Raw genomic sequence first — 20,566 nt, 5'->3', positions numbered from 1 at the left:
CCCCTGTCTGGGAGCGCACACGGTCTCTAGGAAGCAGGAGCCCACTCGGGCTCGAGAAGCGAGTGAACCACGGAGTCCCGCCAGGTGCCTGCGATGTTGACGTGGGCCCGGATGCGGCCCTCTTCGACCATGCCGAGCTTGGCCATGAGGCGGGCGCTCGCGGTGTTGTCAGGGGACCTCGCACCCCACAGGCGGTAGAGGCCCAGGGCGCGGAAGCCGAGGTCGATGAGGTGGGTGACGGCCTCGGTGCCGAAGCCCTGGCCCCAGGCGTCGCGGCGGAGGGCGAAGCCGAGCTGCGCGCTCGACTGTCCGGGGTGGGTGCCGTCTACGGCGAGCCGGGCGAACCCGACGCATTCGCCGTCGTCGCTGCGCGCGATGGCCAGGGAGTACTCGGTACGCGGTGTCTGAAGGGCGGCCGCCCGAACCGTCGCGATGGTCTTCGCGACCTGCTCCCGGTCGCGCGGAGTGAAGGACAAATGCTCGGTCACGACGGGATCGCCGTACACCTGCAACACAGCCTCGACGTCACCCTCAACAAACTCCCGCAAACCGACCTTGTCGCCGTAGATCGCCACCGGGTACATGAACCGAGCCTAGCGGGGAAAGGCTGTACGGGCGGAGTTCTGGGTGAAGGCTTCGATCTCGGCGCGGGCTGTCTTGGCGGTTCGGACGTCTCGGTAGTTGGGCGCACCGAGGGCAGCGTGGACACGTTGCATGCTGCTGATGACGCCGCCTATGCGCTGAGCATGCGAGAGGTCGAAGACGGGTTGTAGAGCGTCAAGCGCCCCGTCGAGGTCTCCGGATGCGGCTCGCGAGAGGGCCAGGTCGGTGCGTGCACCGGCTTCGTCGCTGAAGGATCGGTCGTCTGGCGGAGCCGCCTCGTAGGCGCTTATGGCTTCTACGGCTGCTTCGGCGGCCTGGCGCTCGGCACCGGGGAGCCAGATGCGGGTGTCGGCGACGTAATAGAGCTGACGCGGATGGGTGAAGCTCATGATGCCGCCGAGCGCGTCGAGTTCGTCACCTCGGACGTTCTCGCGAGCATCACGTGCGCGGTCGATGGCTGCTTGGGCGTTGTCGCCGTGGCCGAGGATCGCCCAGGCGCGAGCCTCCTGCGAGGTAAGCCAGATGGAGGCGGTGCCGCCGGTGCGTTCGGCGGGCTCCGCACCGAGCTTCGCATAGCGGACGGCCTCACTGGGCCAACCCGCCCAGTAGCTGATGAGCGACTGGAGTCCCCGAGTCCACGCACGTAGGCCGTCGTGCCCGGCATTGTCCGCGCAGATGTAGGCAGTGCGGGCCTGGGTCATGGCGGACTTGGGGTCACCGAGGTCGTGGGACGCCTTGGCGAGCATGCCGCAAATGACGCCGGTCAGGAGATAGAGGTCGAGGGCGTCGTGGGGGCGCTGGCGGTGCTCCAGGATGCGGAACGCGACATCCTGAAGCTCGACGAGATCGCCGAACAGGGTCGGGAGAGCCTGCTGTGGATAGGCGAAGGAGAGTCGGCTGACTTCTTCGCGGAGCTGCTCCAGAGTCTCGGGACCGACGTTGGCGCCTTCCGCCATGACGGCGAAGCGCAGTGCCTTACGGGCTGCCATCTCTACCTGCCTTTCCGGGGAACCTGTGGTCGCGGTGAAACGAGAAGGGAACGGGGTCGCCTCTTCTTGGCGCTCTACGACGTCGCTGCTGCCGTTGAAAGCCGCTGAACAGCGCAGGAGCACCGCGCGTTCGCGAGGGTCCAGGGCGTCGAGGGCTTCTGCGGTGAGGAGACGTAGAGGTGCGGTGCCGTAGATACCGGCGAGGGTGATGATCTGAGTCGCCAGCGGAGCCCGAGTACCACCGCCCGGAAACGCTTCCAGGCGGGAGAGGTGCGGTTGGTCCATCACGGAGCCCGGAGCCGCTTCCACGAACCGCTCGGCCACCTCAGGCTGGGAAAGCCCAGCGGCCATTCGGTAGGCGGCCAGCATTGAGCCGCGCGTGACGAACCGGATCTCTTGGGCAGTGTCATCGATGTCTCTGCCCTGCTCGGCCATGCGACTGCGAAGACGGTTTATGTCCCGCCTGGACCAGGCAGCCATTCCCTCTCCTTCCGTACGCCGTGTCTCAAGACTCACTCCTGGGATTCCGCACGGCAACGGCGCTCTTCGGTGAACGCCCTCCGGAACGGCATGGATCGACCCTCGAACCGCGTGACTTGCCTGATCAGCGCCACGCGCGCACGCATACAAAACATGTCAGCACAGACGGTGACCGCGCGTCTCCGGAACGGTTGACTAAACGACCGGTGGCGCTTCGGCGAGGGCGATGTCAGAGAGGAAACGGCAGAAGATGATCAGCGCATCGGCTCAGGACGGTGTTGGTGTGGAGCCGGGAACAAGCATCTTGGCGGAAGCCTCGCGGGTCTGCTTCCGCGTGGTCGGCAGGCCCGAGGAGGTTCGGACGGCGCGGCGGCTCGTCGCGGAGGCGGGGGAGCGGTGGGACCTGGGGGAGGAAGTTGTTGAGGTGTTGCGGTTGGTGGTTTCGGAGGTTGTGACGAATGCGGTGAATGCGGTGCCGGGTGGGTTGATTGAGGTGCGGGTGGAGCGGCGGGAAGGGTGTGTGGTGCTTGAGGTTTGGGATGAGGGGGAGGTGATGGCTGGAGGTGAGGTGAGGATGCCTGAGGGGGAGGTGGAGTCTGGGAGGGGGCTGGCGATGGTGGGGGTGTTGGCTGCGCGGTGGGGGGTGGAGGCTGAGCCGGATGGGCGGGGGAAGCGGGTGGTTGTGCATGTTGGGGTGGGGCGGGGGTGTTTTTGTGGGGGTTAGGGGAAGTTGGTGGTGGTGGTGAGCATTGTGGTGGTGGCTCGGTCGCCTACGGCCAGGCAGAGGGCGGTTAGTTGGGTGGGGGTGTAGTGGGGGAGTAGGGCGGTCCAGAGGAGTGGGGGGATCATGCGGGTGGTGCAGAGGGCGTCTACGGCTTCTAGGAGGAGGGCTTCGGCTGGGTCGTTGGGTGGGGGGTCTTGCCAGGGGGTGGAGGTGAGGTTGGCTGTGGTGCGGCGTAGGGCCAGGTCGAGGGTCGCGGTGGGGAGGGCGCGGCGGAGGGAGGCGTCGAACTTGTGCCAGGGGCGGAGGATGCGGCGAGGGACGGTCATGGCTTGACCTCCGCGACGAGGAGTTTGGTCAGGCGCAGCAACGGACGTAGTGGCTTGGGGATGAGGTCGGCTGCGGTGGGGGTGTCGGTTATGTGGATCTTGGTTATGCGGTGGAGGCGGCCTAGGCGTTCTATGCCGCCTCGGTCAGTGTGGAGGAGGTTGCGGACCCAGTCGGATTTGTCGCCGTAGGGGAGGGCGATGACGACCTGGGGGCCGGTGCGGAACGCCAATACGGGGGTGCGGTAGGTCCTGCCGGATTTGCGGCCTCGGTGGACGACGACGGCGAAGGGAGGGACGAAGGGGGCGTAGAGAATCTGTAGGCGGTTGAACACCTTGCGGTTCAGCCCGGGGAGGGACGTGGGGGCGAGTCTGTCGGAATCGTCGGGGCGGCGGAGCCAGCTCAGGGGGCCTCGGGTGAAGGCGCCGGGTTCGGGGACCGCGCCCGCGGTTTTGAGGAACATCGCGAGCATTTCGTAATGGCCTACGAGGAGGCAGAGTTCGGCGACGTTCGTTTCGGAGAGGAAGGCGCGCAGCTCGGTGAGGGTCGCCGGGGTGACGGACCGGGTGGCGTGGAGTTCGTCTACGGCTTGCAATAGCGCGCGCTGGTGCGGGTGCAGGCCGGGCGCGGACGGGCCCTCCGTGACGCGCTCGACGGTGTCGATCGAAAGGCCGCCCAGGCGGGAAAGGTGGACGTGGTGGGAGAACTCGTACCAAGCGCCGCAGTTCCACGCCGTCCGCAGCGTGACGAGTTCCGTCACCGCCCGCCCCAAGCCTGACGTGATCACCGCGCGACCGAACGGCAGATAGGCGTGGAAGACCGCTTTGTTCCGGCCGGTGAGGTCGGCGAGGCGGATGCCGTCCGAGCCGAACAGCGGGGCGAGCAGCCGGATCGCGAGCCATGTCCGCAGGCCGAGGGCGCGGAGGCCGCCCGGCGAGATCGTGGGCGGGTCGGCGTGTTCCCAGCGTGGTGACGCGGCGAACCTGGCGACGGCGTCCACGGACGGCTCCCTCCGACGCTTACACCGTACTACGCTCGATTCTGCGACAAACCAGTAGCATTGTTGCGTGACGGCGGAACAGCAGCAGCGGGAGCGCGCCCTGCCGCCCGCGCCGGGCCCCGACCTCGACCCCTACCTCGACGCGGCCGCGCGCTGTTTCACGCGGTTCGGCGTGGCCCGCACCTCGGTCCAGGACATCGCCCGCGAACTCGGCGTCAACCGCACGACCGTGTACCGACAAGTCGGAAATGTCCAATCGGCCGCGCTGCTCCTTGTCTCCAGGGAAATCGACCGCATCCTGTCCGCACTCCCCGCGAGGATCGCCGGGCTGACGGGTCCCGAAGCCGTCGTCGAACTGCTCGCGTCGGTCATCGAGGACAGCCTCGCCCACCCCGTCCTGCACAAGATGCTCACCGACGAGCGCGACATGGTCGGCGCGCTGCTCGCCGGCGAGATCCCGCGCCTGTTCACCGAGATCACCGACCGGATGGCCCCCCTGGTCGGCCTGCTCGTCGGCCGCGGTGCGATCGCCGACCGCGACCCGGTGGTGGTCGCCGAGTGGCTGACCCGGATCGCGGTCACCGTCGTGGTCGCCGAGCCGCGCGGGCCGCTGCGCAGGTTCCTGGCTGAGCTGCTGGTCCCGGCGCTGCGGCCCTGACGCGTCAGGCCGTCAGGTCCTGGATCTTGCGCTGGAACGCCACCTGCTCGGCGGTCGGCTCACCCTGGACGCCGATCAGCGCCATGACCTGCGCCGAGTCCCCCTCGATCGTCAGCTCACCCGACATGATCGACGCCATCACCAGCGACGGGTCGTTCTTCACATAAAGCCGCTCCGCCACCTCGTAAGGCACCGTGACGGTGGCGGTGGCGGCCGGGTCGAGCCCGCGCGCGACGACACCGGAGTTGGTGTGCACCTCGACGTCCCCGTCGGGCCCGCCGGTGACGATGAGGTTGATGAGGAGGCCCGCGAGCTCGGCGGGCGGTTCCGGCCATTCGGGCCGCAGCGCCTCGACGGCGTCGAGCCATGCTGCGGAAAGGAAGACGTGCTTGGCCATCGGATCTCCTCCGGGGGATCTAGCCGGACTCGGCTTCGGTGAGGCGTCGGTTGATGTCGCCCAGGCGGGGCACCAGCGGCAGCAGCGCCTGGATGATCGGCATATCCGGGACAAGATGCCGAGTCAGCGCACGGTAGGTCAAGAGGGCGCGCGCCCAACCGAGAAGTCCGGACGGAACCCGCAGCCCGTGCCGTGACGCGAGGTCGCCCAGGACGCGCACCGCGTCGCCGCCGCCGCGCAGCAGCCGCAGCGGCGACAGCTCGGGCGCGGCCCGCAGATCGGCTTCCAACGCGGCACGGTCGGCGTTCGACGGGATCGCGCCGAGCCGGTCGAGCGCGTCGACCTGGCCCGCGGGGTCGCCGCCGAACAGTGCGGTGATGTAGTCGAGGAAGGCGCGGCGCAGGGCGGGTTCGAGGCGTCCCGCGGCGGTGCATCCGGCGAGCAGGAGGGTGCCGTCGGGGAGCGCGAACAGGTGCTCGGGGCGCAGGTCGGCGTGGAAGACGCCGTCGGCGAGCGCGGCCTCGACCACGAGGGTGAGCAGCGCGGGCAGCGCCTTGCGCACATCGGCGTCGGACTCGGCGAGCGGCACCGCGCCGTCCGGCAGCGCGTACGCGATCACCCCGCGCGACTCAAGGACGGGTTCGGCGAGCCGCAGCCCCTTGAGCCGTCCGTCGAGAAGCGCGCTGAGCTCGGCGGTGTTGCGCGCGTCGTGCCGCAGGTCGGTCTGCTCGACGGCCCGGCGCGCGGCCGAGCGCAGCACCGCCATCGGCTGGACTGACGCGGTCTGCGGCAGCAGCGTCAGCGGCGCGACGAGGTTGGCGGCGAGCCGGAGGTCGTCCCGCATCCCCGCCCGCGCCCCCGGCCGCAGGACGCGCACGACCACGGCCCGCCCGTCGCGCACGACGCCCCGGTGGGTCTGGTGCAGCGGCGTGACGGCGAGGGGATCGGGGTCGAACTCCGTGACCTGCCCAGGCAAGTGCTTCTCTAGCGCGCGGCGGACCGCATGGGCCGGGACGGGGTCGGGCAGCACGGGTTCGTCATTGAGGAGGTCGGCGAGGCCGCGCGGGGTGAGGCCCTCGGCGTCGCGGAGGAGGCCGGCCAGTTCCGCGCCCGAGGGGCCGAGGGCGGCGAGCTGGTCGCGCACCCACCCGGCCGACGCCTCCCGGACTGTGCCGCGCAGCGCCTTGACGGCGTCGGCGGGATCGAGGGCCCCTTCGCCGGAGAGGCCGTCGAGGGCGGTGTTGGGGAGCCGTCCGAGGGCCCAGCGGACCTGTCCGGCGGGGAGCGCCACGGCGTGCCGCGCGAGCCTGCCGAGCGAGGGCGCGCCGGGGGAGGCCCAGACGCGGGCGCGGGCTTGCAGTTCGGCGTCGCGGAGCCGTCCGTCGGACGGGATGTCGGCGTCCATGGGGCGGACCCTAGTTCACGCTCCGAGTGACTTGCAACATATCGACGCTTTTGTCGCAGTGAGCTAGCTTGGGCGGTACTTCCCACCCCCGGAGGCACCGCATGACCTTTCGTGGCCCGTACGCCGACGGCCCCACCGCGGCGGACCTGGAGATCGTCTCGCCACGACTGGAGAAGCTCGCCTGGAAGGACCCGGTACGCCTCGTCGTCGTCTTCTTCGCCCTGGTCGGCTATACGACGCGTCGTCTGGCGCGCTGGGCGGCAAGGCGCGGCGAGAAGGACTGGCGTGACGCGGCCGCGCACGGCGTCGTCGACGCGTTCGAGACCCTCGGGCCGACGTACGTGAAGCTCGGCCAGGTCGTCGCGTCCTCGCCCGGCCTGTTCCCGCAGCCGCTCGCCGACGCGGCGCTGCGCTGCCTTGACGAGGTCCCGCCGATCAGCGGCGCACAGGTCCGCAGGATCATCGCCGAGGACCTCGGCGCGCGGCCGGAGGATCTCTTCACGGTCTTCGAGGACGCGCCGCTGTCGGCCGCGTCGATCGGGCAGGTCCACGCGTGCCGGCTGCCGGACGGGCGCGACGCCGTCGTCAAGGTGCAGCGGCCGGGGATCGCCGCGCTGATGGCGACGGATCTGCGGGTCGCGTACTTCATCTCGCTGCGGCTCGAGCGGATCTCGAAGGTGATGCGCGCGGCGAAGCCGTCGGCGATGATCGAGGACCTGCACGGGGTCACCTTCCAGGAGCTGAACAGCGCGCTTGAGGCCAAGCGTCAGCACGACTTCCTTCAGCGGCTGCACGCCTTCGGTGACAACGAGGGCGTCACCGCGCCCGAGGTCTACTGGGACTACTGCGGCCCGCGCGTCATCTGCATGCAGCGCATGTACGGCACCCCCCTCGACGCGATCGACGCCGACCGCCTCACCGAGATCGACGGCCCCGACCTGCTGCGCAGGGGCGTCAAGGCGTGGGTGGAGGCCGCGCTCGTCCACGGGGTGTTCCACGGCGACGTCCACGCCGGCAACCTCTGGATGCTGGATGACGGCAGGATCTGCTACCTGGACTTCGGCATCATGGGCGAGCTGCACGGCCCGTGGCAGGAGCTCATGCGCGACATGTTCTACACCGGCATGTTCGACGCCGACTTCGGCAGGATGGTCCCGCACTACCGCAGCCTCGGGATCATCCCCGAGGGCACCGGCACCGACGCGGAGATCGCGATGCGGCTCCAGCTCGTGTTCGGGCCGCTGCTGAAGTCGGGGATGGCCGGGATCAGCATCGGCAGGACCATCACGATGCTGCTGGACATGGCCAAGCAGTACGACGCCGAGTCGCCGCGCGAGCTCGTCCTGATCAGCAAGCAGCTGCTGTACTTCGAGCGCTACTCCAAGAACCTCGCGCCCGACTGGGTGCTGTTCTCCGACAAGTCGATCGCGCGGAACGTCTTCCCCGACGCGGTCGCCGAGGCCGAGCGGGTCGCCGACTAACGCGATCTTCCCTCGCGTTAGTACCAGTGGTTGCGCTGCCAGAACGCCCACGCCTTGCACGGGTCGCCGTAACGCGCCCCGATGTAGGACAGGCCCCAGACGATCTGGGTCGCCGCGTTGAACTGCCAGTTCGGCCCGGCCGTGGCCATTTTCGAGCCGGGCAGCGCCTGCGGGATGCCGTAGGCGTCACTCCACGGGTTGTCGGCGCGCTCGTTCCAGTTGGACTCCTTGGTCCACAGGATCTTCAGCGACTCCCAGCAGCCCGCCCAGCCCTTTGCCGCGTTCAGCTTCTCGCCCGCCGCGAGATTCTGCTCGGACGTCGGATTCGGCATCGCCGCAAGCTTCTCCTGCGCGAGCTTCGCGTCGATCTTGGCCTTGTTCTTGCGGTACCACTCCTTCTTCTTACGCGCCGCCTCCTTCGCCTTCTGCTCGGCGATGTACGCGCGCTTCTTCGCCGCGGCGACGGCGTCGGCCACCAGCGGATCCATGTCGTTGGCCTGCACCAGCAACAACGCCTCGTTGGCCGACAGCGCCCCGTCCGCCGAGATCGGCGGCGGCTTCGCCTCCCCGAACTCCACCTCCACCATCGCCCACCCCAACAGCCCCATCACCACCACCCCGATGGTGACGTTGCTCGTCACCACCCGCCGCACAACGGATCGCCTCATGGACAGCAAGAATGCCCCCTCCCACCCCATCCCGTAACCCACCCCCCCGATTTCACCCCCCAACCCCGCCGCCCCCGCCCCACCCACCCAGGACAGCCCCCCACCGATCAGCCGTCTACGGCGGGGGCATCAGTACGAGCGCTTTGGCCAATGAAGCTTCTGCTGCCGACGTGGTGGCTGTGATCTGCTTGAGGAGTTCGGCGGGGACGGTGCCTTGGCTCAGTCCGGAGGCGTCCAGAAGCTCGGTCAGTGTGTCCCGCGCGGAGGCGGAGATGCGGGCTTGGCCGGCGGGGCTCCTGAGGATGTCTCGCGCGGCGTAGGCGTCCTTCGTCCGTAGCGCGTCTGACTCGATCGCCCGAACCAGTCGGCGATCGGGTTCTTCGTCGGCGAGGTCGAGCATGGCGAGGCCGAGGCGTGTCCTGAACAGTACGTGTCGGGGATCGTCGTCATCGAGTGCGAGGCAGCTGTCCGCGAGTGTCGTGTTCGAGATGCCGTGGCCCGTGAGGGTTGTGAGGGTGGCCTTGACGGCGGCTTCCCAGCGGGTGGGTGTGGGGGTGGCGTTCAGGAGGTCGGTGAAAGTCCTGATGTCGCCGAGGGCGTGGTGGGCGATGATCGCAACCTGGCGGCCGTCGAGGAGGCCGTGACCGATGCCCTTGTGGTCGTGGAGGTGTTGGAGGGCCTGGTCCCAGCATCGGGCTTGGGCCAGGGCGCGGGTTCCGTCGGTCAGGAGCACGGTCCACAGCCATCGGACGACTTCTCGATGGTCGTTCGGGGTTCGGGTGAAGCCGTCGAAGTCGGTGGCGATGCCGTCGATGAGGACCGCCTCCCGACGGCGAACTGTGGCGTACAACGTGCTGATCAGCTTGTGGCCCGTGACTCCGTCGTCGTCGCGGGTGTGGAGGCGGCCGAGGTTGATCAGGGGCTGGAGGGCGAGCTTCGCGGTCGCGGCGTCGAAGGGGCCGGCAGCGCGGAAGATCTCGAACTGGCGGCGGCACAACCGGTGGGCGAGGTCGGGAAGGCCGCAATCGCTGGCGATGAGCGCAGCGAAGTTGAGGGCCTGAGCAGCGGAGGTGGCGGCTTGGTCCGGGTTCCCGTGGGCTCCGTTGTCCGCCAGGTCGGTGATCTGGCGGACACGGACCTCTAGCGGATGGCAGGGAGGCGTGGGGCGGGGCACGAGGGGGAAGCGGCGGGCGATGTCCTCGCGTAGCGCCGGATTTTGGTTCACCAGGTGACGGCCAGTACGGAGTGCGGTTTGTCGATGATGGTGCCGGCGACGGGCTGGGCGGGCTTGAGGTGGGCGTCGATGCGAGGAATGCTGTCGCGGTGCTCGTCGTCCCATCGACGGATCTGGTCAAGGAGCACCTGGGTCAGGGCGTCGCTGTCGGGTCCGTGGGCGCGCACTCCCAGTTCGAACGTCGGTCGGCCGTCTGACGTATTCGCGTTCTCCGGTTCGGCGGGCCGGATCGTGAGGTAGGCGAAGGAGTCGGTCGAGTTGGTGAGGGCTGCGCCGCCCCAGCGGAAGGCGGGGGTCACCAGGTCGCTGGTGACGGCGTCGGGAGCGGCGATGATGCGGCAGAAGCCTGGGCTGGTGGTGGCGAGCCACAGGTCGAGGTCCTGGAACGGCTGGCCCGATCGGACGGTCACGCCGGACCGGGTGCGGGTTGAGGGTTGGGTGAGGGCGTCGGACATGGGTTCGGCTGCGGCGGTGCCGCCTTCGTTGAGGAGGAGGTTGACGCCGGTGGCGAGGGTGAGGACGGGTTCGTCTCGGGCGTCGATGCCGCGCATGGCGAGGAATCCGCAGGTGATCATGGAGCGGCTGGTGAGGTGGTCGTTTTCGCGGTCGAAGGCGATGGCTCGGCTGGTTCCGCCGGTGATGCGCAGGGGGACGACGAGGCGGCCGGCGGGGGCGAGCTGCTGCCACCAGGCGGGTGGCAGGTCCCAGGCTCCGGCGGTGACGATGATCCGGTCGTAGGGGGCGCCGGGCGCGTGGCCTTGCGCGCCGTCGGCGGTCAGCGTCTCGACGTGGGTGAATCCGGTGGCGGCGAGGGCGTCGCGTGCTCCGGCGACGACGTCGGCGTCGATGTCGACGGTGACGACGTGGCCGGTCGGGCCGGTGAGGGTGGCGAGCAGAGCGGCGTTGTAGCCGGTGCCCGCGCCGATCTCCAGGATCCGCATCCCCGGTCGGACGTCGAGCTGTTCCAGCATCGCGGCGACGACTCCGGGCGCGGAAGCCGAACTGAGCGCGACTCCGTCGGCGTCGCGCTTGGTCACGACGGCGTCGTCGGGCGCGTAGGCCGTCTCCAGCGGCGAGTCCGGGACGAAGGAGTGGCGGGGCACCGCCCGCAGCGCCGCTTCCACCTGCGGCGAGGTCACGGTTCCTCGGGCGACCAGGAGGTCGATGAGGCCGGTGTGGAGCTGGTCGGCGGTGGCACGGGTGCCGGTGTTCATCGTGGGAACCTACCTTCGGTCGTGGCGCTGGACAGGGAGTGAAACGGACCGCGCTCGCCGCGCCTGGTCGCGGCTGGCATGAGCAGGGCTGCGGTCCAGGTGGCCGGTGTCTCGGGTTCGGCCATGTCGGCGAACAGCAGGGCGATTCCGGCCGCGCCGACCAGGAGGCCGGGCTCGTCGGTGACCGTGCCGTGGTCGGAGTGGGAGAAGAGGAACGGGAGTCGCGGGTCGTGCTGCGCGGTCAGCTCGGCGAGTGCGGCGTTCGTGGTGCTGATGCTGCCCGCGGCTGCGGCGCAAAGCAGGACGCCAGCGGTTCCGTGGCAGATCGTGGCTCCCTCGGTGTCCCAGCGGCCGGACCGGGTGGCGAGCGCGTCGATCGCGGCCAGGCCGAGGCCGATCAGGTCCGGGTCGGCGAGCGCGTGGCCCGCGGCGTGGAGGGCGACACCGATGCCGGGGGCTCCGTAGCACCAGGCGTCGCGGCGGCCTCGGGTGCTGGGTGCGGTAGCGGTTCCGGCGAGGTCGTCGGCGGTGATCTGGGGCGGCCAGCCGTCACCGTCGCGCCAGTCCAGCAGCCAATCCGACGCGACTCGGATGGCCTCGGCCTGCCGGACGGAGCCGTGGCCGGTGAGCTGGCATGCGGCGAGGAAGGCCAGGGGCCCGGCGATGCCGTGCGCGAGTCCGGTGTTGGCGGCGTCGACGTTGTGTGGGTCGGCGAGCGCGGCAGGGTGCTGCGGAGCAGGCCGCCACCAGCCGGGTCTCGACCCGTCTGGGGTTTCGATCATGGCGATGAGGGATTCCTGCGCTGCGTGCAGGCCCTCTTCGGCATCGGCGTGGCCTTCCTGGGCGGCGGCCAAGAGGACCCTGCCGATTCCCGCCAGGCCGTTGATGACGTCGAAGGTCTGCCAGGGAGTTCCCGCGTCGCCGGCGGTCCGTCGGTCGCGCTGCCAGGCCGCGACGGCGGCGGCTCGGGCGGCCAGCCAGCGGACTGATCGGTCGACCGAGGTTTGATGACGGCCGGGGTCCGCCAGGTAGGGCGTGCCGAGGATGAGGGAGGCGGCCAGCGCGCCGATCCCGTTGAAGACACCACCGGTCCGTGGCGGGGTCTCGATGTTCATGTGGGTGGCGCGCGACCAGTGGGCGTCGGCCGCTGCGGCGTATCGCCGGTCGTGCCGGGACAGGCGGGCGTGCAGGAGCGCGGTGCCCGCCAGCCCTCGGGACAGAGAGGTCGCGGCGGGTCCGGTGGCGGTGATGATCGGGACCGGGTCGATCAGCCGGTCGGCGATGGCGACGGCGGTTGCGACGGGATGAAGGACACCGGTGGGGATCGGGCTGACGGTCATCGGGGCGACCCTTCGGTGAGGTGGACGCGGTGGGCGATCAGATCGGCCGCCAACGCGCGGACGAGCGGTTCGTCGCCGGGGGCCAGCCGGTTGCAGTGCATGTGGATCAGATCGGAAGCGATCGCCTCGTCCGGTCGGGAGAGCGCGGTGGCGTAGGCGTCGAGCGTTGCTTCCCACCCGTTCCCGAGCATTGGGGCGGCGCGGCGGACGTGGGGGCGCAGCACGTTCATGCGGTGGTGGTCGGCTCGGTCGAGACGCCGACGCAGAGACGCCGTTCCGCCGCCCATGCGTTGGGCGATCTCGACGGCGGCGTTCGCGGCGGCGGCGAGGCGCTGCTCTTCCCGCCGACTGGCAGAAAGGAGGCGCAGGCCAAGACGGCTGTCGGCGTCGAAGAACCTTTCAGCGGCGGTTATGGCTTCGGGGCCGCCGTACCGTTCGGTCTCCTGTTCGTATGGTTCGACGCACAACCCACTGATCAGCCTCCGCGCTCGCTGGTCGGTCGCCCACGTCGCCAGCGACGGCAGCAAAGTCCCGTACAGGAGGGCGGGGTCGCCCTGGAACCTGACCCGCAGGTGTTCCCCGTGTCGGCTGTCGTGGAAGCGCAACCAGAACCACCGGTCCCAGTCGACGGGAGCGTCCTGAATCCAGCGTTCGAGTGAGATCAGGATCGGCTCGTGGCAGGCCGCCGGGGCCTGAAGAGCCAGCGACAGCCATGGCCCGCCCGGGAGGTACAGGCCGTCGCCCGTGCGGCGGGGCGACGGTACGGACGGAGCCGGGCGGTCGTTCTGCGGCCCGGCGCGGTCCAGGGAGACGACAAGTTCCAGAGCGTGGTCGCCGTGAGGGCCGGGGATCACGGCGCCGGATCGGGCTGTGCCCGGTGGGGCGGTGACGGCCGCCAGCCCCCGCCGGACGTAGCGGCGCAGGAGTTCACGGTCGTCGGCTCGCGACAAGTCCAGAACGAGCTGCCTGTCGGAGTCGTCGGTGACCACCACGTCGGGCAGGGGCGGAACCACCGTTCGCCGCCATGACGCCAGAGTGCGGTCCCATCGGTCGGCGCTGCTCGACGCCGAGGCCAGATGGTGAGGGAGGGTCCAGCGAGCGGTGGTGAGCCAGGCGTCGCGGTAGCGGACGGCGGGGGTGAACGGTGCTTTGAGACTTCCCCAGGTCCAGCAGTGCCAGGGGCGCTCTCCCGAGTGACCGGCCATCGCCAGGAATCGGGCGGCCGAGGGCAGGAGCGGCAACGCGATCCGGCTGCGGAGCACAGGACGAATGGGCCGACCCAGGAGCTGAGACCAGACGATGAGCCGGTGCCCGTCGGAGAACACCGTCAGCGCCGCCAGATCGAGGTCACCCGGACGCGACGGGACGCCGATCGGAATTCGACGGCGCGCGACGCTGGTCTGCGCGGAAACCGAAGCGAGGGAGGCTCGCCGGGGCCGGACCACGAGTTCGGCGTCAACGGGGGCGGTCTCATCTGCGGGCGGAGCAGGCGCGACGCCGAGCAGCGGGGAGAACCGGCGGCTGGTCGATCCCGCGTTTTGTGATCCTCCGGACACCACGATCTGGAACGGGCAGGACGCCGTCGGGTCGGCCAGGAGCCGGAAGGAGATCTCAGCCGTACGCGGCGCGCTTGCGGGAGCGCGATTGGTCAGCAGGTCCACGTCCGCCGCGTCCAGGACGATCTCGGTCCGCCCGTGTGCCGCGGCGTCAGCCAAGAGCCGGGCCAGCACGGCAGACCGGGTCGGGTCGTCGGCAGCGGCTCCGATCGTCTCCATCTCCTCCACGGGGCCGAGACCGACCACAGGATCCAGCAGTTCCAGGAGCGGCACGGCCCGTGCGGTGCTGTAGCGAGTGAGGAACCGCTGGTGGTAGCCGTCAAGCGGATCGGTCCCCCATCCGATCCTCCACAGGAGGCTCGCGGTCTCGGCGGCCTTGCGGGCGACCTCGGCGGGCAGCGTCACGGTGGCGTCGACGGCGGTGTCGACGCGGAGGATCCGATCGGCCGGCATGAGGTCACGCGCAGTGGCCAGAGCGTCAGTGAGGAACGCCAGCCTCTTCGGTGTTCCGGGGCGATGGCGGTCGGCCTCGATCAGGAGCGCGCGAAGCCGGTCCAGCCGCTGTCGACGGGATGAATCCGCAGGCAGTCGAAGCAGCAGGTGCCCGAGAGGATCGGAGCGCGGATCGTCAGGGACGAGGTCATGGAGCAGGAATCCGCTGTCCAGGAGCTCACGCAGCAGACGCTTTGCTGGACCGGCGGGCCATCGTGTCGCCAGCTCGGCCAAGACCGTCGCAGCGCGCCTTCCTTCGCGGCAGGATTCGAGAACGAACCGGGTCACGTCGGTGGCGCGGACGCTGGTCGTCGTCCGCGTCGCGCTGTCGTTGAGCGCGGCCTCGATCTCGTAGCGGTCACCCCGCGTGACGGTGAGGTTGTTGGTGGTCACTGTCGCTTCGCCCATGCCATCGGGGCCGTTCATGACCTCGCTGACGAGCCTGTTCAGCCACGCGGGATCGGGATAGGTGACGGTTCTGTGGTCCGAGCCCAAACGGAGGTCCGTGGTCTCGGCGAAGAAGGCGTCGGCGACACCCGCGAACACACCGTGCGGGGTGGCGCGGGTCTGCGCCCTGATCCCGTAGGCCCTTCGCGTCAGGCTCCCCGGCCCGCCGCGTTCGGCCGCCTCCTGGGCTGCCGGACTCGCCAGAGAGATCGCCTCGTCCAGCAGCTCGGCCGAGCCGACACCGCCGCCTGATGCGGGGAGAAGAGGCACGCGAGCGAGGGCGTGAGGCCGGGCGGTGAAGATCGGACGGGCCACAGCACACTCTCCTTGAGGGCCGTGGCCCGTCTCGTAGGGAGCGGTCAGCTCTGCGGGTCGGGGTAGCGGCAGGCGGGGAGCGTCCCGCACCCGTTGTCGGTGATGCTGTCGACGACCAGGAGGTCGCTCGCGACCGTCCGGGCGTCAAGGTCGAACAGATCGTTGGTGAGGTCGTCCAGGACCTCGGTGCTGGTCTGCATGGTCACTGCCTCTCCTCGCGGCGCGGCGATCGTGCTGCTCCGTCCCACTGGCGCGCCGCCGGCCAGGGAGCCGAAGTCACGGGCGGGACGATGTCCCGCTGTGGTTCCGTCATCGCCGGTCCTCACGCGGAGGCACCTGATGCGACGGAGTCCTGCTCTGCGCGGAGCATCAGCGTCCGCAGGTCCGGAGTCGGTTCTGAGGTGGTGATCTCCACGAGTTCGCCGTCGGCGTCCAGGCAATAGACGCGTGAGCCGCTTTCCGGCATGTCCTCCCGCGGCACCGCAGGCTTGGGGAGCAGCACGGCGAGGATGGGGTGTCGAGGGCCTTCGGGGCCGGTGACCACGTAGATCACGCCGCCACCGCCGCCAGACCGGCGCCACGCGGGCGGAACATCCCGATGCGGCTGCGGAACCAGCCGACGGGCTCGACGAACGTCTCCGGTTCGGGTGCGGACCAGCCGAGCGCTTCCATGCCGAGGTTCAGCGCGAGTCCGCGCGCCGTCTCGTTCTCGATGAGGCGGTCACCGACGAGCGCCCAGAACTTCCCGGTCGCCTCCCCGAACCAGATGACGGCCTTGGGGAAGCGCGTCTTGAGCGCGGTGAGCGGTTCCGAGATGGGCGCCGGCCCGCCGCCGATGCGTTGTTTCGTCGCGTACTCCCGGGCTCTGCGCATGGTCGTAGCATTGGCCACAGTCAGGACTCCGTTTCCTGGCTAGGCCCCGGAACTCCTCGTCGTTGGCGCGACGGGCCGGGGCCGTCTTCGTTCAAGGTGGTCACTCGCTGGTGGAAGCCATATGAGTTTGGCGGTCACCCGCAGTTAGATAGTTGCGGGTCCACTCTTTTGCCAGTGACACACCTTGTGTCACCCCGTGTGAATTGCCGGGTTAAATGGCTTTTGCCCATTCGGCATAGCTCAGAAGGGCATGGGGCGGCGACGTGTAGAGACGGATGAGCGTCGCGAGCGCGTCGCGAACCTGGCGATGCTCGCGCACGTGCTGCGGAGCGATTCGGCGCGCTTCCTGGAGGGACTGGAGTGAGGCGTCGCGTTGCCCGAGCCAGAGCTGCGCACGCGCGAGTTCGATGTAGAAGTGCGATCGGCGTTCCGCAGGCAGCGACGCCGGGACCTCCCAGGATTCCGCGGCCTCAACCGCGCGCACTCCGTCGCCGAGCTCCACGGCCACAGAGACCTCATGGACGCGCATGGAGTCCGGTCCGAACGCCGTCCCGCTGTAAATGCCCTCCGGGACTCGACCAGCCAGGCGGCGCGCCTGCCGCATGTGCTCGTCGGCGACCTCGGTGTCTTCGAGCAGCCGCGCGGCGACGACAGCGGCCCTCATGTGGAGGGCGCCGACTGCGGCGATCTCCTCGGGCGTCCTCGGCGAGGGGATGGGGCGCAAGGCCGCTTGCAGGGCACGGAGGCCGGGCGCGAGGTTGCGGCTCGCGAAGAACGTCTCCGTGCGTACGTAGGCGATCGTGGCGACCAACACCGGGCTTTCAGAGATGGCAGCGCTCCATCGCATCAGCTCGACCATGCGCCCCGACAGGTCGTGATAGCCGAACTTGTACGCGACGGCGTCCGCAGATCGGTAGGCGAGTGCGAACAGTTCGGCCGCACGCGCCCGCTCCGCGCCGCGGGCATTATCAAGTGCGCGCGAAAGCTCGCCGAGAAGTTCGGGAATGGCTTCGCCGAGGCGCGAGTACTGCGACGTCACCCGTAGGTCCGTGGCGGATTCGACCATGTTGTGAAGCTCGTCGAGAGACCGTGTCGGTCCGTCCTCCGGGAGGTCATAGGCGTCGACGGCATGCCGAATGCGTGGGATGGCCGCATGGACGCGAGTCCCGGTCTTCGCCTCGGCAAGGGTCAGCCGCTCTGGTTCGATACCGAGAGCGTCCGAGATGGCGAACAGGACGTCGTCGGTGAGGTTCCTGCTGCCCTGCTCGAGCTTCCGGAGCAGGCTGAGGGAGATGTGTGCGCGCTCGGCGAGCGCGGCTTGCGACAGGTGCCGTGCCATCCGGGCCGCGGCGATGCGCTGACCGATCAGGTTCTTGGACGCGATCATCAGGACTCCGCTCGGTCGCGTCGCCGATCAGGTGGACATGATCAGCGACGTCAGTTCGGTGAGTTCGGTTATCTGCCAATCGGCTGCGGTCGCGGATGGGGCGTCGGCCCAGAAGTGGCCCCAGGGGCCGCGGCGGAGGTGGGCCGTTCGGATGCCTGCGGCCTGTGCCGGTAGTACGTCGTTCGCGGGGTGGTCGCCGACGTAAAGGATCTCCGGTGCGGGCAGGGCTGTCCACTTGATCAGCTTGGTCCAGAACTCGGCGTGGGGCTTGGCGACGCCCCATTCGCCCGAGGTGGCGATGGCGTCAGCTGGTAGGGACAGGGCGCGCAGGAGTTCGGCTGCCCGGCGTGTCTGGTTGCCCGCGATGCCCACCCACAGGCCGTGCTCTTGGAGCGCGGCGAGCGCGGGGCGCACGTCCGGGTAGAGGTCGGCCTCGGTGAGGACTTCTCCGTGGCCCGCGTTCTCGCGGGACTGGCGTTCGGCTTCGATGTCGATGCCCGGCCGGACGAGGCGAAGCGCGTCGGCGTTGTCCCTGCCCGTCACCACGACTGCGCCGACGAGAGCCGACACCGTGTGCAGGGGGACCGACAGCCAGTCCGCCCACGCTTTCCACTCCCGAGTGTCGTCAATCAGGGTTTCGCCGACATCGAAGACAACCGCCTTGATCACGCCACCAGAGTACGTCGCGCCGCCGGACTGCCTCATGCCTTCCGTGAGGGCAGGTCGGGGGGCTGCTGGTGGTTAGGGGTGGGTTAGGCGGGTTAGGGCCAGGGTGGTGTAGAGGGCTGCGCCTCGGGAGAGGATGGAGTCGTCGAATTGGGCTTCGGCGGAGTGGTTGCCGGGGGCGGTGGCGGGGTTGAGGGTGGGGAGGGTCGCGCCCAGGACGGCCAGGGCGCCGGGGATGTCGGCGAGGATGAAGGAGAAGTCCTCGGAGGAGGGGAGGGGTTGGGGGACGTCCAGGTAGGAGTTCTCGCCCAGGAGGGTGCGGGCTGTTTGGGCCAGTAGGGCGGCTTCGGCGGGGTTGTTGTGGGTCACGGGGTAGTCGATGCGGTAGTCGATTTCGACTTCGACGTTGTGGGCGGCGGCGATGCCCTGGTAGAGGCGGTGGAGGCCGTCGCGGACCCGGGTGCCGGAGTCGGTGGAGAAGGAGCGGACCGTGGCGCTGAAGGTGGCGTCGTCGGGGATGACGTTGGGGGCCGCGCCCGCGTGGATGCTGCCGACGGTGACGACGACGGGGTCGAGGACGTCGAAGGAGCGGGTGACGAAGGTCTGGGTGGCGGTCACCATCTCGCAGGCGGCGGGGATGGGGTCGCGGGTGCGGTGCGGCATCGAGGAGTGGCCCCCCGCGCCGCGCACGGTCACCTCGACGGTGTCGGCGGCGGCCATGATCGGCCCGCCCTTGCTCACCACGAACCCCGAAGGAAGCATCGAAGACGACACGTGCAGCGCGTAAGCCGCGACGGGTTTCTGCCACGTCGCCTCGAGCACGCCCTCGTCGATCATGAGTTTCGCGCCCGCGAACCCCTCCTCGCCGGGCTGGAACATGAGGATGACGCTGCCCGCGAAGTCCTCGCGCGACAGCAGCTTCGCGGCTCCGGCGAGCATGGCGGTGTGCAGGTCGTGGCCGCAGGCGTGCATCGCCTCGGGGTTGCGTGAGCGGTACTCGAGGTCGGTGTGCTCGGTGAGGGGGAGCGCGTCCATGTCGGCGCGCAGCAGGACCGTCGGGCCGGGCCGTGAGCCGTGCAGGACGGCGGTGACTGAGCTGAGCGCGCGGCCGGTGGTGATCTCCAGCGGGAGGCCGCGCAGTGCTTGGAGGACCTTGTCCTGGGTCGCGGGAAGGTCGAGGCCGGTCTCGGGTTCGGCGTGGATCGCACGCCGGAGTGCCACGAGGTCGTCCTGGAGGGCCGAGGCGTCGGCGAGCGTCACTGTCACAGAACGATCCAACCCTGCCCGGACGCGCAAGGCAACGCCCCGGTAGACGTGAAAGTCATTCACATTATCTCGTCGCAGAACACAGCCGCTCAGGGGCCGCGTCGGGCGATCCCACCAATCTGACAACGCCTATTCCCATTTTGGACTCACCGCCAGTAGAGTGCGGCGACCCCGCCTGGGTGTGACGCACGTCGCCCCGCGGGGCCGTCGTCCACACGAGGTGCGAAGGGGGATTCGACCGATGGCCGTGCTGGTGCGGCGGGGGCCCGGCCTCCTCGCCAAACGCGTCCTGGCCCTCCTCGACGAGGTCGGCGAGCTGTTCGTCACGCTCCTCGAAGGGCTCCGCAGGACCTGGGACTTCAGGACCTGGTGGGGCGAGTTCGTGGAGCAGGCGTGGTTCATCGTCCGGGTCACCAGCGTGCCGCTGCTGCTCATCGCGATCCCGCTCGGCGCGACGATCTCGCTCCAGGTCGGCGACGTCGCCCGCCAGATCGGCGCGCAGTCCAGCACCGGCGCGCTCGTCGTCGCGGGGATGGTCCGCCAGATCGCGCCGCTCGCCTCCGCGCTGCTCATCTCCGGCGCGGGCGGCAGCGCCATCACCTCCGACATGGGCGCGCGACGCATCCGCGACGAGCTGTCCGCGTTGGAAGTGATGGGCATCAACCCCACCCACCGCCTGGTCACCCCGAGGCTCTGGGCGGCCGCGGTCGTCAGCGTCCTGCTGTGCTCGCTGGTCATCCTGTCGGGCACCGCGGGCGGCTTCTACTTCAACGTCGTCCAGCAGGGCGTGACCCCCGGCGCCTACTTCGACGGGGCCGCGACCCTCCTCCAGCTGCCCGACCTCGGCATCACCCTGTTCAAGGCGTTCGTCTTCGGCCTCGTCGCCGCGGCGGTCGCCTGCCACATGGGCATGACGTGCGACTACGGGCCCGCCGGGGTCGGCAGGGCCGTCACCCGCGCGACGGTCGCCACGTCGCTGCTCGTGTTCTTCCTCAACTACGTCCTCGAAACGCTCTACCTCGTCCTCGTTCCACCCAAGATCTAGCT

Annotated in this window: 21 protein-coding genes; 4 read left to right on the top strand and 17 right to left on the bottom strand. The window is 69.6% G+C overall.

Features of this window, described 5'->3' with window-relative positions; genetic code table 11:
• Positions 1-26 precede the first annotated feature (26 nt).
• Positions 27-584, bottom strand: coding sequence for a GNAT family protein (locus R9X44_RS27870; RefSeq protein WP_319817276.1), 558 nt, complete (start codon positions 582-584; stop codon positions 27-29).
• 9 nt (positions 585-593) lie between these two features.
• Complete coding sequence (locus R9X44_RS27865; RefSeq protein WP_319817275.1) at positions 594-2,027, bottom strand: hypothetical protein; 1,434 nt, start codon at positions 2,025-2,027, stop codon at positions 594-596.
• Between the two features lie 271 nt (positions 2,028-2,298).
• On the opposite strand from R9X44_RS27865, the gene R9X44_RS27860 reads away from it, so the two are divergent.
• The gene (locus tag R9X44_RS27860; RefSeq protein ID WP_319817274.1) at positions 2,299-2,796 is read left to right on the top strand and encodes an ATP-binding protein; all 498 of its coding nucleotides are present in this window, start codon (positions 2,299-2,301) and stop codon (positions 2,794-2,796) included.
• Here the strand turns inward: R9X44_RS27860 and R9X44_RS27855 are convergent.
• Together R9X44_RS27855 and R9X44_RS27850 are read right to left on the bottom strand one after the other, a co-directional pair.
• Positions 2,793-3,122: a hypothetical protein gene (locus R9X44_RS27855; RefSeq protein ID WP_319817273.1), complete on the bottom strand. Its 330-nt coding sequence runs from the start codon at positions 3,120-3,122 to the stop codon at positions 2,793-2,795. The two genes, R9X44_RS27860 and R9X44_RS27855, sit on opposite strands and share 4 nt — an antisense overlap.
• On the bottom strand, positions 3,119-4,120 hold the full coding sequence (locus R9X44_RS27850) for a carboxymuconolactone decarboxylase family protein (protein ID WP_319817272.1): 1,002 nt from the start codon (positions 4,118-4,120) through the stop codon (positions 3,119-3,121). Before R9X44_RS27850 ends, R9X44_RS27855 begins: the two co-directional genes overlap by 4 nt.
• A gap of 67 nt (positions 4,121-4,187) precedes the next feature.
• On the opposite strand from R9X44_RS27850, the gene R9X44_RS27845 reads away from it, so the two are divergent.
• Positions 4,188-4,778: a TetR/AcrR family transcriptional regulator gene (locus tag R9X44_RS27845; RefSeq protein ID WP_319817271.1), complete on the top strand. Its 591-nt coding sequence runs from the start codon at positions 4,188-4,190 to the stop codon at positions 4,776-4,778.
• Positions 4,779-4,782: 4 nt separating this feature from the next.
• Here the strand turns inward: R9X44_RS27845 and R9X44_RS27840 are convergent, their stop codons facing one another.
• Positions 4,783-5,175: a hypothetical protein gene (locus R9X44_RS27840; RefSeq protein WP_319817270.1), complete on the bottom strand. Its 393-nt coding sequence runs from the start codon at positions 5,173-5,175 to the stop codon at positions 4,783-4,785.
• A 19-nt stretch (positions 5,176-5,194) separates the two neighbouring features.
• Complete coding sequence (locus R9X44_RS27835) at positions 5,195-6,580, bottom strand: AarF/UbiB family protein (RefSeq protein WP_319817269.1); 1,386 nt, start codon at positions 6,578-6,580, stop codon at positions 5,195-5,197.
• Positions 6,581-6,681: 101 nt separating this feature from the next.
• On the opposite strand from R9X44_RS27835, the gene R9X44_RS27830 reads away from it, so the two are divergent.
• Positions 6,682-8,061: an ABC1 kinase family protein gene (locus tag R9X44_RS27830; protein ID WP_319817268.1), complete on the top strand. Its 1,380-nt coding sequence runs from the start codon at positions 6,682-6,684 to the stop codon at positions 8,059-8,061.
• 17 nt (positions 8,062-8,078) lie between these two features.
• On the opposite strand, the gene R9X44_RS27825 is transcribed toward R9X44_RS27830, so the two are convergent.
• The 11 genes from R9X44_RS27825 to R9X44_RS27775 all read right to left on the bottom strand — a co-directional run bounded on the left by R9X44_RS27825 (position 8,079) and on the right by R9X44_RS27775 (position 19,519).
• Entirely contained in the window at positions 8,079-8,729 is a 651-nt protein-coding gene (locus tag R9X44_RS27825; RefSeq protein ID WP_319817267.1) for a lytic transglycosylase domain-containing protein, read from the bottom strand.
• 115 nt (positions 8,730-8,844) lie between these two features.
• Positions 8,845-9,954, bottom strand: coding sequence for a hypothetical protein (locus R9X44_RS27820; RefSeq protein WP_319817266.1), 1,110 nt, complete (start codon positions 9,952-9,954; stop codon positions 8,845-8,847).
• Positions 9,951-11,177, bottom strand: a complete 1,227-nt coding sequence (gene fxlM / locus R9X44_RS27815) for a methyltransferase, FxLD system (protein WP_319817265.1) — start codon at positions 11,175-11,177, stop codon at positions 9,951-9,953. The genes R9X44_RS27820 and fxlM overlap by 4 nt, the downstream gene beginning before the upstream one ends.
• The gene (locus R9X44_RS27810) at positions 11,174-12,517 is read right to left on the bottom strand and encodes a lanthionine synthetase C family protein (protein ID WP_319817264.1); all 1,344 of its coding nucleotides are present in this window, start codon (positions 12,515-12,517) and stop codon (positions 11,174-11,176) included. Before R9X44_RS27810 ends, fxlM begins: the two co-directional genes overlap by 4 nt.
• Positions 12,514-15,282: a lantibiotic dehydratase gene (locus R9X44_RS27805; RefSeq protein WP_319817263.1), complete on the bottom strand. Its 2,769-nt coding sequence runs from the start codon at positions 15,280-15,282 to the stop codon at positions 12,514-12,516. Before R9X44_RS27805 ends, R9X44_RS27810 begins: the two co-directional genes overlap by 4 nt.
• Positions 15,283-15,371: 89 nt before the next feature.
• The gene (locus R9X44_RS27800) at positions 15,372-15,533 is read right to left on the bottom strand and encodes a hypothetical protein (RefSeq protein WP_319817262.1); all 162 of its coding nucleotides are present in this window, start codon (positions 15,531-15,533) and stop codon (positions 15,372-15,374) included.
• A 116-nt stretch (positions 15,534-15,649) separates the two neighbouring features.
• Positions 15,650-15,880, bottom strand: a complete 231-nt coding sequence (locus tag R9X44_RS27795) for a hypothetical protein (protein WP_319817261.1) — start codon at positions 15,878-15,880, stop codon at positions 15,650-15,652.
• Positions 15,877-16,200 (bottom strand): hypothetical protein, encoded by a 324-nt coding sequence (locus tag R9X44_RS27790; protein ID WP_319817260.1) that lies wholly within the window; start codon positions 16,198-16,200, stop codon positions 15,877-15,879. Before R9X44_RS27790 ends, R9X44_RS27795 begins: the two co-directional genes overlap by 4 nt.
• Positions 16,201-16,411: 211 nt before the next feature.
• Positions 16,412-17,587 carry a helix-turn-helix transcriptional regulator gene (locus tag R9X44_RS27785; protein ID WP_319817259.1) on the bottom strand — a complete coding sequence of 392 codons (1,176 nt, stop codon included), beginning with the start codon at positions 17,585-17,587 and terminating at the stop codon, positions 16,412-16,414.
• Positions 17,588-17,614: 27 nt separating this feature from the next.
• A complete protein-coding gene (locus tag R9X44_RS27780) occupies positions 17,615-18,256 on the bottom strand; it encodes an HAD family hydrolase (protein ID WP_319817258.1) in 642 nt (213 codons plus the stop codon).
• Between the two features lie 72 nt (positions 18,257-18,328).
• Positions 18,329-19,519, bottom strand: coding sequence for a M20 family metallopeptidase (locus R9X44_RS27775; RefSeq protein WP_319817257.1), 1,191 nt, complete (start codon positions 19,517-19,519; stop codon positions 18,329-18,331).
• Positions 19,520-19,760: 241 nt separating this feature from the next.
• Here R9X44_RS27775 and R9X44_RS27770 point away from each other — a divergent pair, with 241 nt between their 5' ends.
• Positions 19,761-20,564 (top strand): ABC transporter permease, encoded by an 804-nt coding sequence (locus R9X44_RS27770; protein WP_319817256.1) that lies wholly within the window; start codon positions 19,761-19,763, stop codon positions 20,562-20,564.
• Positions 20,565-20,566 lie beyond the last annotated feature (2 nt).

It is taken from the genome of Actinocorallia sp. A-T 12471, assembly GCF_033875155.1.
In the GTDB taxonomy this organism is placed as follows: domain Bacteria; phylum Actinomycetota; class Actinomycetes; order Streptosporangiales; family Streptosporangiaceae; genus Actinocorallia.
Note: the sequence above shows the minus strand (reverse complement) of the source record. Positions and strands in the feature narration are given on the sequence as shown.